This window comes from Spongiactinospora rosea (assembly GCF_003315795.1).
Taxonomy (GTDB): Bacteria; Actinomycetota; Actinomycetes; order Streptosporangiales; family Streptosporangiaceae; genus Spongiactinospora; species Spongiactinospora rosea.
Genome location: NZ_QMEY01000031.1, coordinates 1 through 14,262 on the forward strand (window position 1 = coordinate 1; position 14,262 = coordinate 14,262).

General features: G+C 71.9%; 13 protein-coding genes. 4 read left to right on the plus strand and 9 right to left on the minus strand.

The window, feature by feature from the left end; translation table 11 throughout:
• The coding region (locus DP939_RS46540) for a hypothetical protein (RefSeq protein ID WP_199565154.1) at positions 1-217 on the plus strand (217 nt) is incomplete at its 5' end.
• Positions 218-464: 247 nt separating this feature from the next.
• Complete coding sequence (locus DP939_RS39610) at positions 465-3,443, plus strand: S8 family serine peptidase (protein ID WP_147268318.1); 2,979 nt, start codon at positions 465-467, stop codon at positions 3,441-3,443.
• Between the two features lie 49 nt (positions 3,444-3,492).
• On the opposite strand, the gene DP939_RS39615 is transcribed toward DP939_RS39610, so the two are convergent.
• From DP939_RS39615 to DP939_RS39625, 3 genes are all read right to left on the minus strand, one after another.
• Positions 3,493-4,953: a glycoside hydrolase family 3 protein gene (locus tag DP939_RS39615; RefSeq protein ID WP_113985993.1), complete on the minus strand. Its 1,461-nt coding sequence runs from the start codon at positions 4,951-4,953 to the stop codon at positions 3,493-3,495.
• A gap of 128 nt (positions 4,954-5,081) precedes the next feature.
• Positions 5,082-5,462, minus strand: coding sequence for a RidA family protein (locus DP939_RS39620; RefSeq protein ID WP_113985994.1), 381 nt, complete (start codon positions 5,460-5,462; stop codon positions 5,082-5,084).
• Positions 5,463-5,467: 5 nt separating this feature from the next.
• Positions 5,468-6,577: an ABC transporter ATP-binding protein gene (locus tag DP939_RS39625; protein ID WP_113985995.1), complete on the minus strand. Its 1,110-nt coding sequence runs from the start codon at positions 6,575-6,577 to the stop codon at positions 5,468-5,470.
• 172 nt (positions 6,578-6,749) lie between these two features.
• Here DP939_RS39625 and DP939_RS39630 point away from each other — a divergent pair, with 172 nt between their 5' ends.
• Entirely contained in the window at positions 6,750-7,430 is a 681-nt protein-coding gene (locus DP939_RS39630; RefSeq protein WP_158578951.1) for a helix-turn-helix transcriptional regulator, read from the plus strand.
• Between the two features lie 114 nt (positions 7,431-7,544).
• On the opposite strand, the gene DP939_RS39635 is transcribed toward DP939_RS39630, so the two are convergent.
• Both DP939_RS39635 and DP939_RS47310 read right to left on the minus strand, forming a co-directional pair.
• A complete protein-coding gene (locus DP939_RS39635) occupies positions 7,545-8,174 on the minus strand; it encodes a DUF305 domain-containing protein (RefSeq protein ID WP_113985997.1) in 630 nt (209 codons plus the stop codon).
• A gap of 80 nt (positions 8,175-8,254) precedes the next feature.
• Positions 8,255-9,130: a lytic polysaccharide monooxygenase auxiliary activity family 9 protein gene (locus DP939_RS47310; RefSeq protein ID WP_113985998.1), complete on the minus strand. Its 876-nt coding sequence runs from the start codon at positions 9,128-9,130 to the stop codon at positions 8,255-8,257.
• A gap of 266 nt (positions 9,131-9,396) precedes the next feature.
• Here DP939_RS47310 and DP939_RS39645 point away from each other — a divergent pair, with 266 nt between their 5' ends.
• A complete protein-coding gene (locus tag DP939_RS39645) occupies positions 9,397-10,242 on the plus strand; it encodes an SDR family oxidoreductase (protein ID WP_113985999.1) in 846 nt (281 codons plus the stop codon).
• Between the two features lie 18 nt (positions 10,243-10,260).
• On the opposite strand, the gene DP939_RS39650 is transcribed toward DP939_RS39645, so the two are convergent.
• The 4 genes from DP939_RS39650 to DP939_RS39665 all read right to left on the minus strand — a co-directional run bounded on the left by DP939_RS39650 (position 10,261) and on the right by DP939_RS39665 (position 14,242).
• Positions 10,261-10,863, minus strand: coding sequence for a GTP-binding protein (locus DP939_RS39650; protein WP_113986000.1), 603 nt, complete (start codon positions 10,861-10,863; stop codon positions 10,261-10,263).
• Complete coding sequence (locus DP939_RS39655) at positions 10,844-11,230, minus strand: DUF742 domain-containing protein (RefSeq protein WP_111171909.1); 387 nt, start codon at positions 11,228-11,230, stop codon at positions 10,844-10,846. Before DP939_RS39655 ends, DP939_RS39650 begins: the two co-directional genes overlap by 20 nt.
• A complete protein-coding gene (locus DP939_RS39660) occupies positions 11,227-11,655 on the minus strand; it encodes a roadblock/LC7 domain-containing protein (protein ID WP_113986001.1) in 429 nt (142 codons plus the stop codon). Before DP939_RS39660 ends, DP939_RS39655 begins: the two co-directional genes overlap by 4 nt.
• A gap of 91 nt (positions 11,656-11,746) precedes the next feature.
• Positions 11,747-14,242, minus strand: a complete 2,496-nt coding sequence (locus DP939_RS39665; RefSeq protein WP_113986002.1) for a sensor histidine kinase — start codon at positions 14,240-14,242, stop codon at positions 11,747-11,749.
• Positions 14,243-14,262: the final 20 nt, after the last annotated feature.

Below are 14,262 nucleotides of genomic sequence, written 5' to 3' on the forward strand. Positions count from 1 at the left end.
GGTCCGCCACGCCCTGGCGGCTCGCGGCCAGGCCAAGATGGACGGCTTGTACGCCGGACGGCCCGCCGTGCCCACCGGCAAGCTCATCCTCGACGCGCTGGCCGGTATCCGGCTGATCCCGGGCACCGGCCAATCACCCCCGATCATCCCGCACCCCACCGATCTCCAACTCGATCTCCTGGACCTCCTCGACATCGATCCACGAGACCTCCGCTGAAGATCACTCACGTGCGGAAAACGGGGCTAGCGCGAGTGGGTCCCCGGGTACGGCCGAGGGGCAGGGCTCGCAGGTCAGGTCGGGGTATCGCCCTCTACAGGGTGTCGGTGGACCGGCCGCAGGAGGCGTGAAGACCGTCACGCTCATCACGGGAGACCAGGTAAGGATCTCCTCTTCAGGCTACTCGGTCCGGCCCGGCAAGGGCCGTAAGGTTCAGTTCTCCGCGATCCGGAAGAAGGACCATCTGATGGTCCTCCCATCCGACGCGGCCCCGCTGATCGCGCGCGGACTGCTGGATGAGCGGCTGTTCGACGTCACGCAGCTCATCGAATGGAAGTACGACGACGCGCACCGCAAGGACGTCCCCGTCATCGCCCGCACGACCGGCGCGGCGGCGGCGACGTTCCGGTTATCCGGTGCGCCGGCTCCCTCCTGGCGCAGCGGGGCGCTCGGGCTGGCGGCGGTCAAGGTCCCCAAGGAGGACGCGACCACGGCGTGGCAGGCGCTGAGCGGCGGCGCGAACGCCCGGTCGCTGGCGGGCGGGGTCGGCCGGCTGTGGCTGGACGGTAGGCGGATGCCGTCCCTGGACAAGAGCGTGGCGCAGGTCGGTGCGCCGGAGGCGTGGAAGAGCGGGTACACCGGCAAGGGTGTGACCGTCGCGGTCCTGGACACCGGCTACGACCCGGCTCACCCCGACCTGAAGGGCGTGGTCACGCACAGCAAGAGCTTCAGCAGCGACGAGCCGGACGTCAATGACCACGTCGGCCATGGCACCCACGTGGCCTCGACGATCGCGGGAACGGGAGCGGCCTCCGGCGGGAAGTACCGGGGTGTCGCGCCGGACGCCAAAATCGCGGTCGGCAAGGTGCTCGGCGAGTTCGGCGGAAGTGAATCGGAGATCGCCGCAGGCATGGAATGGGCGGCGAACGAGGTCAAGGCCAAGGTCGTCAACATGAGCCTCGGCGGGGCCGACACCCAGACGCTCGATCCGCTCGAAGAGGCGGTGAACGTCCTCAGCGAGCGGACGGGCGCGCTGTTCGTGATCGCGGCCGGTAACGCCGGCGCGGTGCCCGGTGCGGTGGGCAGCCTGGGCAGCGCGGATGCCGCGCTGACCGTGGGCGCGGTGGACAAGCAGGACCAGATGGCCGAGTTCTCCAGCCGCGGCCCACGGGTCGGCGACGGCGCGATCAAACCGGAGATCACCGCGCCTGGCGTCGACATCACCGCCGCGGTTCCGGGCGGGGCCGAAGGCGCTTATGACGCATATTCCGGTACCTCGATGGCGACGCCGCACGTCGCGGGCGCTGCGGCGATCCTGGCCCAGCGGCAGCCGGACTGGCGGGGAGAGCGGCTGAAGTCGGCGCTGATCAGCAGTGCCACCCCCAAGACCGACGCCGACGCGTTCGCGCAGGGCGCGGGACGATTGGAGGCGGCCAAGGCGCTCACCCAGACCGTGGTCACCCTCCCCGGCAACGTCTCCGCGGTGCTCAGGTATCCGCACGAGAAGGGCCAGCAGACCACCAAGACCATCACCTACACCAACACCGGCGACGCCCCCGTCACCTTCGACCTGGCCATCGCGCCCGTCGGAGGCGGCGCACTCCCCAAAGGGGTGCTGAGCCTGTCGGCCGACCGGGTCACGGTGCCCGCCAAGGGTGAGGCGTCGGTCACCGTCACCGTGGCGGCGGACGGGATCACACCGGGCGCGTACGCGGGAGTGGTCACCGCGACCGCGGGCGACACGGTGGTGCGCACCCTGGCCGGTGCGTACGTCGAGCCGGAGTCCTATGACCTGACCGTCACCACCAAGGGCGGAGCGCCCGGCCAGGCAGGCTACGTGGTCGCCGTCAACTTCGAAACGGAGTGGCTGGAGTTCATCGAGCTTCGTGACGGCGCCGGCACGGTCCGGCTGCCCGCGGGTGAATGGTACCTGCGCGCCCTGGTCTCCGAGGGAGAGGACAAGGCGACCATCGCCCAGCCGCCGCCGTTCCGGCTCAGCGAGCAGACCAGGCAGGTGACGTTCGATCTCGCAGCGGGCAAGGAGGTCGTCCAGACCATCGACGACCCGGCCGCCCGGCGGGACGCCCAGGGCGTCTCGGCCATTCAGCGCAAGGGGGACGCGTGGATCGGCTTCTACCTGCTGGCGTTGGAAGGCAAGATCTTCGTCGTGCCGTCACAGGTGCCCGGTCTGTCGTTCATGGCACAATCGACGCTGGTCAAGGCGGATACGACGCCCAGCCCCTACCGGTACGACCTCGTCAACACCGTCGAGGGCGGTCTGCCCGGCGACCCGGTGTACACGAGTAGAAGAGCGGACCTCGCCAAGGTGACGGCGACCTACCGGGGCGCGGGCGTACCGGCGAGTGGCGCCGCGCTGGTCGGCCGGCTCGATGACTGGCTCATCGACACCCCCGTGCGCGTGCCCGCGAAGCTCGTCCACTACCGGTCCGTCGTCAAGGGCCTCAAGTGGGGATCCCAGCTCTCTCTGTACGACGAGAGCGGCGGGCAGACGATCCAGGACTCGGGCAGGGAGGTGACCCGCGGGTCGCACACCGAGCTGTGGAACACCGCCGTGCTCGGCGCGGCGCAGTCCCCCTGGTCCCTCCGTGAGCGTGATCTCCTCCAGCTCGACAGCACGCTGTTCTCCGACTCAGGGGCAGGACGCGCCGGCTGGGAGGACAACTCCTCGGTCGCGCTCACCCTGGCCAAGGACGGCAAGGAACTCGCCAGGGAAGCGTGCGAGCCGCCGTTCGCGGGAATCTGCTTCATCGGCACGGAGGTGCCGCCCGAGGAGTCGGTCTACACGGCGACGATGTCGGGACGGCGGCAGGTGCCGTACGCCTCGCTGTCCACCGCCGTGGACGCCAAGTTGACCTTCCGCTCCGGCAGCACGGCGGAGATCACGCCGCTGTCCCTGCTGCACGTGCGGATGGCCCCGCAGGGCCTCGACGAGTTGAACCGGGCCAGGCGCTCCGTGCTCACCCCGATCAGGCTTCTGGTCGAGCGGCCGGGAGTGGCCTCGGACAAGATCCGGCCGAAGGCCGAGGTCTCCTTCGACGAGGGCAGGACCTGGCGGGCCGCCCCGGTGGCCCGGGTGCACGGACAGTGGACGGCGCTGGTCCGCAACCCGGCGGCGGGCGACTTCGTGTCGCTGCGCGTCTCGGCGGGCTCGGGTGACACCACGTTCGCCCAGACCGTCATCAGGGCCTACGGGCTGACCTCGTAAGAATCGTTCGCGGGCGCGCGTCACCACGAGCGCGCCCGCGAACGACGCTCTACGTCAGCAGGTGGGCCACCGCCCGGAAGGAGGCGCGGGAGACACCGTGGGTGGCGATGTGGACGGCTCCGGCGGGCGGCCCGGGGACGCCGGTCTCGACGACGATGAGGTCGGGACGCCGCCGTACCGCCTCGGCGGTCAGCTCGCCGACCCAGGCGTGGCGGACCGCGTCGTGCGCCACCAGGACCACCGGGCCCGGCACGCCGAGGTCGGGCAGCCGGGGGTCGGCGGCGGTGACGGTGTGGGAACGGGTGCCCGGCAGTACGCCGGACAGCGCGCCCGCCAGGCCGGACGGTACGTCGCCATCGACGGCGAGCGTCATACGCGGGGCGAGGTCCACGACCAGCGGCGGAGCGGAAAGCACCGGATCGGGCAGCGGGCCCGCGGCGGTGACGCGAAGGGCGGCCCGGGCCGCCGCGAGGCCGAGTTCGTGGTCGGGCGGGGCGGTGTCGGGGGCCGCCTCGGCGTGCCAGCGGGCCAGGTCGAGCACCCGGGAGGCGGCCTGTGCCAGCCGGGACTCCGCCAGCGTGCCCGCGTGGACCGCCGCGACGATCGCGTCGCGCAGCGCGAGGACGCTCTCCCCGTCGGGTGAGGTGGCCCCCGCGCAGATCGCGTCGGCCCCCGCGGCGAGCGCCCTGACCGCGATCTCGCCGGGGGAGTGCAGGGCGGCCACCGCGCGCATCTCGATCGCGTCGGTGACCAGCATGCCGGTGAAGCCGAGTTCGTCGCGCAGGAGTCCGGTGAGTATCCGGTGGCTGAACGTGGCGGGCTGTTCGGGGTCCAGTGCGGGCACCAGCAGGTGGCCGCACATCACCGCGCGCACGCCCGCGTCGATCGCCGCGCGGAACGGCGGCAGGTCCCGTTCGCGTAGCAGGGCGAGCGGCGCGTGTACGGCGGGCAGGCCGTGGTGGGAGTCGGTGACGGTGTCGCCGTGCCCGGGGAAGTGCTTGGCGCACGCCGCCACCCCGGTGCCCTGCAGCCCGTTCACCCAGGCCGCGGTGTGCGCGGCCACCGGTCCGGGTTCCGCGCCGAAGGAGCGGATGCCGATCACCGGGTTGGCCGCGTCGGCGTTGACGTCGGCCACCGGGGCGTAGTCGAGGGTGATCCCGGCCCTGGCCAGCATGCGCCCGATCTGGCGGGCCACCAGTTCGGTGCGGCCGGTGTCGCCGCCCACGCCGAGCGCCAGGTTGCCCGGCCAGGAACTGCCCGTCCGGGCCTCCATCCGGGTGACGACCCCGCCCTCCTCGTCCACCGCGACGACGACTTGGGGATTGCCGGCGCGGATCGCGGCGACCAGTTCGGCGGCCTGGTCCGCGTCCGTGATGTTCCTGGCGAACAGCACGGTGCCGCCCAGCCCTTCGCCGAGCGCGCGGCGCAGCCAGGTGGGCGGGGTGGTGCCGTGGAAGCCGGGCTGCAGCACGGTCATGGCCAGCCTGCCGAGGTCAGGGCTGCGGTGCATTCAAGGTCCCCCGCCGTGTAGGAAATCTACGCGGACTTTACCGTGATGAAAACACCCGCCGTTGGGGAATCCGGCGAGCGCGCCCGCCGGCCGCCGCGCGAGGCGGGGGCCGGCGGAGGCGCGGGTGCTCAGTCGCCGGTGTAGAGGATGGCGTCGATCTCGATGTCGAAGCCGTTGAGCGCCACCGGCAGGGTGGTCCTGACCGGCGGGTCGGGGTGGCCGAAGTACTCGGCGTAGATCTCGTTCATCTCCGCGAAGTCGGCGAAGTCGCGCAGGTACACGCCGACCCGTACGGCCTGCGTCAGGTCCGCGCCCGCCGCCTCCGCGACGCGCGCCAGGTTCTCGAACGCCGCCCTGGCCTGGTCGGCGAACGCCCCGCGCACCCACGTGCCGTCGGGCAGTACGGGGCAGGCGCCCGCCAGGTACACGTGGTCGCCGGCGACGACCGCCTGGGAGTACGGGCCTCCGGGAGGGGCCGCCTTGTCCGTGCTGATGGCCTTCTTGGGCATATCGTTCACCTTTCAGTAGTGATGGTCGGGCGCGTGACGGACTCGATCCGCTTTCCGGTGCGGCGGTCGAACCAGGGGGCGCCGGTCAGGTCGGGCCGGACGCGGCACGGGTCTCCGGGGGCGAAGCGGACATCGCCGGGTATCCGGGCGTGGTGCAGATCGCCGGAGCGTCCCGGCGGGCCGAGCCGGAAGGCGACCACGCTCTCGGCGCCCCGCCGTTCGACCCCGGCCACCTGCGCGGGCACGCCTTCGCCGTCCGGCGGGCCCACTGTCACCCTTTCGGCGCGTACGCCGATCAGGACGTCGTCCCCCGCCCCGCCGAACAGCGGGCCGGGCAACAGGTTCATCGGCGGGCTGCCGACGAACCGGGCCACGAACGTGTTCGCCGGGCTCTCGTAGACCTCGCCGGGCGTGCCGTACTGCTGCACCACGCCGTCGTTGAGCACGATGACGCGCGTGGCCATGCTCATCGCCTCGTCCTGGTCGTGGGTGACGTAGACGAAGCTCGTGCCCGTCCGGTGGTAGAGCGCGCCGATCTCGGCGCGCAACTCGGTGCGCAGCGGCCCGTCCAGGCCGGTCAGCGGCTCGTCCAGCAGGTACAGCGACGGTTCGCGGACCAGCTCACGGGCGAGGGCCACCCGGCGGCGCTGGCCGCCGGACAGCGCCCGGGGGCGGCGGTCCAGGAACTCGGTGACCCGCATCGACGCGGCCGCCCGCTCGATCCGCCGGTTGACCTCGGCGTCGCGCACGAAGGCCCGGCGCAGCGCCCGGCCCGCCACCGGCAGGTGGTGGTACCAGCGGAAGCGGCCGACCATCAGCGGGAACGCGATGTTCGCCCGGACCGACAGGTGCGGATAGAGCGCGGCGGACTGGAAGACGAAGGCGACGTCGCGCTGGTCGGGGGCCAGGTCGTTCACCTTCCTTCCGTCGAACTCCAAGGTCCCGCCGGTGAGGCCGGTCAGCCCGGCGATCATCCTGAGCATGGTGGACTTGCCGCTTCCGGACGGGCCGAGCAGTACGAGGAACTCACCGTCGGGGATCTCCGCGTCGAACCTCTCGATGACCGTGACGTCCCCGAACGACTTGGTGACCCCCGCGAAGCGAATCCTCGGCATCGCCGCGACCTCTATCCGTTGGATCGTTGGCTAGTGTGTTCAATCGATTGACAACTCGTCAATGGGGTTAACAGAATTTCTTCCAACGAATGTGAGGCGGGACGGTGAACCTGCCACACTGACCCCAGGCGGCCGGTCCGGCCGCCGCCCCCGGTCCGCTGAAGGAGTCGCGATGCCTGCCGAGCGTGCCCCCGGGCGCACCGCCGCCACCGGGCTCGATGACCTCGCGCCGATCCTGCGGCCGGTCATGAAGGCCGTCGCCGCCGCGGTGGGCCCGCACTGCGAGGTCGTGCTGCACGATCTGACCGGCCACGAGATGGAGAGCACCATCGCCGCCATCGAGAACGGCCACGTCACCGGCCGTTCGGTGGGCGGGCCGTCCACCAACCTCGGCCTTGAGACGCTGCGCAGCGAGGAGGAGGACCACGACGAGTTCGGCTACCGCGCCCGCACCGCCGACGGCCGCGACCTGCGATCCTCGTCGGTCTTCATCCGCGACGCCGACGGGCGGGTCATCGCGTCGCTGTGCGTCAACGTGGACATGACGCCCTTCCACGCGGCCAGGGCGGGCATCGACGAGATCATCGGATCCGCCGACGCCCCCGCCCGCGAGGAGATCTTCGCCCAGGACATCTCCGAGGTCCTGGACAACCTCATCGAGTCCGCCATCGCCGCCACCGGCAGGACGGTGGCCCTGATGAGCCGCGAGGACAAGATCGCGGTCCTGCGCTTCCTTGACGACAAGGGCGCGTTCTTCGTCAAACGTTCGGTGGACCGCGTGGCCCGGCGGCTGGGCGTCTCCCGCGTCACCGCATACAACTACCTCGACCAGATCCGCGCCGGAACACCGTGACCGGGCGCGGCGGCGCTCAGCCCGGCCCGAACAGCAGGTCGGCGACGCTGTCCGGCTCGTCGCACGGTCACCGGCCGCTGCGGGCATCTGGCCGCCGGGGAAGGCGGGATCGCCTCACGCCGGGCTGGTGGACGGGCTCGCCTTCCGCCCGGCCGCGGGGTCGATCTTGGTGAGCAGGTCGAGCATGTGGTCGATCTGCGCGGACAGTCCCTTGCTGAGCTTGCGGGCCTGCTCGACCGTCGCGGGGTTGGTCCCGGTCGAGACCTCGGTGTTGCACATCTGGACGCCGTCGTCGTGGTGGGCGATCAGCATCTGCAGGAAGTCCCGGTCGAACTCGCCGGGGGGCGCCTTGCGCAGCTTGGCGATGGCCTTCTTGGCGATCTCCGGCATGCCGCCGTGCGCGGCGTGGGCGTCCTTGCCCACGGTGAGCGGCTGGTTCCAGCCGTACAGGCGCTCGGACATCGCGAAGACCTCGGCCGCCTGGGTGACCGCGACGGCCTCGGCCATGGTCTTGACCGTCGGATCGGCGGCCTGCTTGCCGGCCAGCCTGGCGATCTCGATGCTCTGGCGGTGATGCGGGATCATCATCTGCAGGAACATCACGTCCGCCGCGTTGACCGGGCCGGTGGCCTCCGCCTCCGAGGGGGCGGCGGGCTGCGCCGGCGAACCGGCCGCCGCGCCGCCCGCACACCCGGCGAGCAGCAGTACGGCGGCGGCGCTCAGCGCCGTGACCAGGCGCTTCATACGGGCTCCCGGGGGGTGGGGGCGGGGGGCCGATCGGAGCGTCCGGGCGGGCGGGGAGGGGATCCGCCCGCCCGGACGGGTCAGAGACGCTGCCAGAGAGAGGCGGCGTTCGGCGGTTCCCAGCCCACGAGGGCGGTGTGCGCCTGGCGGCACTGGTAGCTGAGGCCGCCGTAGGTGACGCGGTCGCCCGACCGGTAGGCCGTGCCCGCCGTCCACGTGCCGCCCGGGTCGGTGACCGTCGGCGTGGGGGTCGGCGTGGACGTGGGAGTCGGGGTGGGCGTCGGGGTCGGGGTCGGGGTGGGTGTCGGAGTCGGCGTGGGCTCCACGCCACCGCCGAAGTCGACGTCCGAGCAGGTGTAGAACGCCTCCTGGCTGCCGAGAACGCGCTGCCAGATCGAGTAGATCAGGTGGCGGCCGGTGCGCTGCGGGAGGTTGATCGTCCAGTTGGTGAACGTGGTCGGGTTCTGGTTGTTGAAGTTCTTGATCGGCACCAGGTCGGACCAGCGCAGCGGCATCGTCGGGTTCCAGCCCTCACGGGTGATGTAGAACTCGAAGTTGCTGTTGGCGTGCGGCGCGGTCGCGTGGTAGGTGATCGTCAGCGGGCCGGGGGAGACGCGGGTGGCCGGCCAGTCGGCGCGGTTCAGGTCGAGCCCGCGGTACTTGTCCCGCCCCGCGCCGCACAGCTTCCCGTCCGGGATCAGCTCGCGGTGCCGGCCGCCCGCGGTGAGCAGGGACACCTCGTGCCAGTCGTAGAACGCCTGGGGGCCGCCCGCGGCACGGGCCGCCTTGCACGCGTCCGACTTAGGGGTCTCCGGACCCTCGGTCTTGCAGACGTAGGCGCGGCTGGGAGGATTGGACATCGAGCCGTGCGCGGCGGCCGGCGTGGCCGGCAGCGCGACGGCGACGGCCACCAAGGGCACGGTGGTCGCCAGCGCGGTCTTCAGACGGACGTGCAATGGAGCTCCTGCGTGTATGGGGGGTGTGGATCGCAGGTTATTAAAAGGAAACCTTACTAAGAATTAAACTAAACACGCTGGTGCGTCCCAGCGCAAGCGGTTCGGCGGGGTTGGCGGCGCTCGCCGCCCGATCGCGGGTCGCAGAGCCGCCCATCCAGGTGTCCTACCGGACAATTAGGACATCGCGCCGCCGTGCCGTACTCCCCGGGCGGCCGACCGGCCCGAGGTACGGGACAAGGCGGTGGGAAAGACGGCAGACTGGTGCCATGGCTACCGGAGTCGTCGGAGTGACGGGCGCGAGCGGACAGCTCGGCGGGCGGATCGCCAGGAGACTGGCCGAGCGCGGCGCATCGACGCGGCTGGTGGTCAGAGACCCGGCGCGGGCTCCTTCGCTGCCCGGCGCCGAGACGGCCGTCGCCGCCTACCAGGACCCCGGCGCGCTGCGCACGGCGCTGGACGGCGTGGGCACGCTGCTGCTGGTCTCGGCGACCGAGGCCGCCGACCGGCGCGAGCAGCACGTCGCCGCGGTGGACGCCGCCGTCGCGGCGGGCGTGACCCGGATCGTCTACACCTCCTTCACCGGAGCCGCCCCCGACGCCACGTTCACCTTCGCCCGCGACCACTGGCACACCGAGCAGCACATCCGCGAGACCGGCGTCGGCTTCACGTTCCTGCGCGACAACCTCTACCTGGACCTGCTGCCGCTGTTCGCCGGTGAGGACGGCGTGATCCGCGGTCCGGCCGGCGAGGGCCGGGCGGGCGTGGTGGCCAGGGACGACATCGCCGACGCGGCGGTGGCGGTGCTGCTCGGCGAGGGTCACGACGGCGCGACCTACGACCTCACCGGCCCGCAGGCGCTGACCATGGCCGAGGTGGCGGCCGAGATCACCCGCGCCACCGGCAGGAAGGTCACCTACCAGGCCGAGACTCTGGAGGAGGCGTACGCCTCACGGGCGGTCTACGGCGCCCCTCAGTGGGAGGTGGACGGCTGGGTGACCTCCTACTCGGCCATCGCCGCGGGCGAACTCGACCTGGTCACCGACGCCGTGGCCACGCTCACCGGGCACCCGCCGATCTCGCTGGCCGACCACCTCGCCGCGCACCGGGAGTGAGCCCGCGCCCGGCGCGGATCACACCGCGGCGGTGCGCTTGGCGTTGACCTCCATGGCGTGCTTGACCAGGGTGATCAGCACTTCCTTGCCCGACTCGCGGCGGCGCGCGTCGCACAGCAGGATCGGCAGCGGGTCGGGCAGCCCCAGGGCCAGCCTGACCTCGTCGACCTCGTACTGCCGCGCGCCGTCGAAGCAGTTGACCGCCACGATGAACGGCGTGCCGCGCCGCTCGAAGTAGTCCACGGCGGGGAAGCAGTCGGCCAGCCGCCGGGTGTCGGCCAGGATGACCGCGCCCAGCGCGCCCGCCGACAGCTCGTCCCACATGAACCAGAACCGCTCCTGGCCCGGCGTGCCGAACAGGTAGAGCATGTAGTCGTCACCGACGCTGATCCGGCCGAAGTCCATCGCGACCGTGGTGGTGTTCTTGGCCTCCACCCCGGCCACGTCGTCGATGCCGACGCCCCGGTCGGTCAGCAGTTCCTCGGTGCGCAGCGGCCTGATCTCCGACACCGCGCTGACAAGCGTCGTCTTGCCGACCCCGAAGCCCCCCGCGACCAGCAGCTTGATCGCGGTCGGGAGCTTCTTGGCGGATCGGCCGCGATCAGAGCGCTCGTAGTCCATCCAGCACCGCCTCGTACATTCTCCGGTCGCGCATGTCGACCTCGGGTTGTGGGTCCTGCACCGTGACGTAGCCCCGGTCCAGCAGGTCGCCGAGCAGCACCCGGATGGTGCCCGCGGGCAGGTCCAGGTGCGCCGCCACCTCCGCCACCGAAAGCGGTTCCTGGCACAGCCGCACGATCGCCAGGTGCTCGGGGTTGAGGCCGACCTCCTTGGCCCCGACCGGCCGGATCGAGGCGATCAGCGAGATCAGGTCGAAGTCGCCCCTGATCGGCTCGGTGCGCCCCCGCGTCATCACGTACGGGCGGACGATCGGCCCGGCCTGGTCGTCCAGCCAGGACTCCTCCGGCAGCTCGTCGTTGAAGTTCATCGTGGAGCGTCACCCCTGGCGCCGTCCCCGTTGCGCGCGGGGGAGACGAGGTACTGCCCGACGCGGGTCACCATCATCGCCATCTCGTAGGCGACCACGCCCACATCGGCGTCCTGGCCGCACAGCACGGCCAGGCAGGTGCCCTGCCCGGCCACGGTGACCAGCAGGTACGCCTGGCGCATCTCGATGATGGTCTGACGCACCGAGCCGCCGCCGAACCGCTCGCCGACCCCCTTGGCCAGGCTCTGGATCCCGGCCGCCACCGCGGACAGGTGCTCGGCGTCGACCTGGCCCAGGTCGCGCGAGCAGGCCATCAGCAGGCCGTCATTGGACAGCACGATCCCGTGTCTGGCCTCTCTGGTCCGATCCACCAGATCGTCGAGCAACCAGGCCAGGTCGGCGGGTGAAGCGGTCTTCTGGGACACTCGTCGTCCTCTTTCTGCTGGCTCGTGCGTTCCGCGGGTGCCGCGGCCGGCGGGGTTCGGGAAATGGGGGGCGTGGGGTCGGGGCGGCGGGTCAGCGCGGATCGCCGGGGTCGCGTCCGTGCCGGGGGGCGGGGCCGGGATCGTCGTCCGCGTGGGCCTGCTCGGCGGCCCTCCGGCCGCGCACGGTGCCCGCCTGGTAGGAGCCCATGATGCGGCGGATCTCCTCGGGCGAGCGGGCGTCCTCCTCCGGGTCCTCGGCGGGCTCCGCGGGCGGCTGCTCGGCGCGCAGCGCCGGGGCCAGGCTCGCCTGCGGCACCCGGAACGGCAGGCCGCCGGGGGTGAAGCCGGCCTCGTCGGGGCCCTCCTCATCTGGGCCGTCCTCCCGCACCGGGCTCGCCGGCGGATCGTACCGGCGCGCGGGCGCGTCGCCCGGGGGCGGCGTCCGGCGCCCGTTCACGTCCGGTACGGCGAGCGCGCCGTTCCTGCGCGGTAGCGGGGGAAGGCCGTTCGCGCCCGGCTCCGGCCGGATGCCGCCGCCGGTGGTCGCCGTCAGGGCGGGCTTCGCCGATGACTCCGACATGCTGCTCGTCTCTCCCAATAGGGCGGTCCTGCGTGCGATCTCCGGGTCACCGCCCCACGGCCCGGCGGTGACGGCCGGCATCGGCCCGGAGTCGATCTCCCGCCTGACGGGGCCCCCGCCCCGGTCGTCCTCCTCGGCCAGCACGATGTCCGGCGGAAGCAGGATGACCGCGGTGGTGCCGCCGTAGGGGGAGCCCTTCAGGGACACCTTGATGCCGTGCCGTTCGGCGAGCCTGCTGACCACGAACAGGCCGAGCCTGGAGGTGTCCCGCAGGTCGAACTCGGGCGGGTCGACGATCCGGGCGTTGGCCGCGGCGAGGTCGTCGGCGGTCATGCCGAGGCCGCGGTCCTCGATCTCGATCACGTAGCCGTTGGCCACGATCTGTCCGTGGACCTCCGCAGTGGTGTAGGGCGGGGAGTAGGAGACGGCGTTCTCGATCAGCTCGGCGAGCAGGTGGATGACGTCACCGACGGCCCGGCCGACCAGCGCGACCTCGCCCATCGGCGGGACGCTCACCCGCGTGTAGTCCTCGACCTCGGCCAGCGCGCCGCGCACCACGTCGATCATCGGGACCGGCCGCCGCCAGGACCGGGCGGGCGAGGAGCCGGACAGCACGATCAGGTTCTCCGCGTTGCGGCGCATGCGGGTGGCCAGGTGGTCGACCCGGAACAGGTCCGAAAGCTCCGAGGGGTCGCTCTCCCTGCGCTCCATGGTGTCCAGCAGCGCGAGCTGGCGGTGCACCAGCGACTGGGTGCGCCTGGCCAGGCTCAGCAGGATCTCCCTGATGCTGCGGCGCAGCTCCGCCTGCTCGACGGCGACGCGGATCGCGGTCTCCTGCACCTCGTTGAACGCCTGGCCGACCTGGCCGATCTGGTCGTCCCCGAACCGCAGCGGCGGCGCCTCGGCCGCGATGTCCACCTTCTCGCCGTGCCCGAGTCGTTCCACCACTCCGGGCAGCCGCTCCCTGGCCAGCTCGGTGGCCGAGGTCCGCAGCCGGTCGAGCTGGCGCACGAGGGCGCGCGCGGTGGTGATGGACAGCACGACCGAGGCGATGACCGCGAGCAGGCCCAGGCCGCCGGCCAGGGCGAGGCGGATGATGACGCCGGTCGCGATCGGCGTGGCCTGCTCGACGATCCGGTCGCCCGCGGCGTTGACCGTCTGCTCCAGCTCGGTGAGCGCCGGGGTGGTGGCCGAGCGCCACTGGTCCCCGCTCACCGGGAACGGCCGGGCGCCGTTGTTGGCGATGACGACGTCCTCGATCGTCTGGAGGCGGACGAGCGCCCCGCTGTCGCTGAGGCTGTCGAAGGCCACCGGGTCCACCTCGCGCACCTCGGTGAGCGAGTTGCCCATGAGGTGCCGCCGGGCCCCGACGAGCTGGACGAAGTCGTCGCGCCGGTCGGGGTCGATGCGGCCGGCGGCGAGCATGCCGCCGAGCATCGCGTCCTCGCGGGCCAGCAGTTCACGCGCCCGGTTGAGGTTGATGATCGCCCAGGTCTTCTTCGCGAACCCCTCGTCGTCGAGCGTCGCCATGGCGTCGTACGTGCGGAACAGTGAGTCGATGACCTCGGAGTACATTCCCGCGGCGCTGTTCTGGTCGGTCATCCCGTCGCCGGCGGCCTTGCGCGACTTCTTCAGCGAATCCAGCCTGCGGTACACCTCTTCGAGCCGCTTGAGCAGCGTCTCGCTGCCCGCCAACCCGACCAGATCGCCCTGGGACTCGGTCTCGAACACGGCGATCGCGGCGTCGGTGCGGGCCTGCTGGGCGGCCAGCGCCTCGCGCTGGCGGGCGCCGGGCGCGCCCAGCCGGACGAGGGTGAGCCGCCGCTCGCGCTGGAGCTCGGCGAGCATGGGCTCGCTGGGCGAGGAGATGGCCTGGTCGAGCTGCGTCACCCACAGCAGGTTCAGGCCGTCGCGCATGGTCACCCAGGCGGCGAAGGCCCACAGTGCGGTGAGGGAGACCAACAGGGCGACGACCTTGGGGCCCAACCGGGTTTTGCGCAAACGCATACGTAGCCATTCTGCGGAGG

Excerpts from the sequence above, each read along its gene's own strand:
- DP939_RS39610 (WP_147268318.1), top strand. The coding sequence starts at position 465 with ATGGTCCTCCCATCCGACGCGGCCCCGCTGATCGCGCGCGGACTGCTG.
- DP939_RS39615 (WP_113985993.1), bottom strand. The coding sequence starts at position 4,953 with ATGCACCGCAGCCCTGACCTCGGCAGGCTGGCCATGACCGTGCTGCAG.
- DP939_RS39620 (WP_113985994.1), bottom strand. The coding sequence starts at position 5,462 with ATGCCCAAGAAGGCCATCAGCACGGACAAGGCGGCCCCTCCCGGAGGC.
- DP939_RS39625 (WP_113985995.1), bottom strand. The coding sequence starts at position 6,577 with ATGCCGAGGATTCGCTTCGCGGGGGTCACCAAGTCGTTCGGGGACGTC.
- DP939_RS39630 (WP_158578951.1), top strand. The coding sequence starts at position 6,750 with ATGCCTGCCGAGCGTGCCCCCGGGCGCACCGCCGCCACCGGGCTCGAT.
- DP939_RS39635 (WP_113985997.1), bottom strand. The coding sequence starts at position 8,174 with ATGAAGCGCCTGGTCACGGCGCTGAGCGCCGCCGCCGTACTGCTGCTC.
- DP939_RS39645 (WP_113985999.1), top strand. The coding sequence starts at position 9,397 with ATGGCTACCGGAGTCGTCGGAGTGACGGGCGCGAGCGGACAGCTCGGC.
- DP939_RS39650 (WP_113986000.1), bottom strand. The coding sequence starts at position 10,863 with ATGGACTACGAGCGCTCTGATCGCGGCCGATCCGCCAAGAAGCTCCCG.
- DP939_RS39655 (WP_111171909.1), bottom strand. The coding sequence starts at position 11,230 with ATGAACTTCAACGACGAGCTGCCGGAGGAGTCCTGGCTGGACGACCAG.
- DP939_RS39665 (WP_113986002.1), bottom strand. The coding sequence starts at position 14,242 with ATGCGTTTGCGCAAAACCCGGTTGGGCCCCAAGGTCGTCGCCCTGTTG.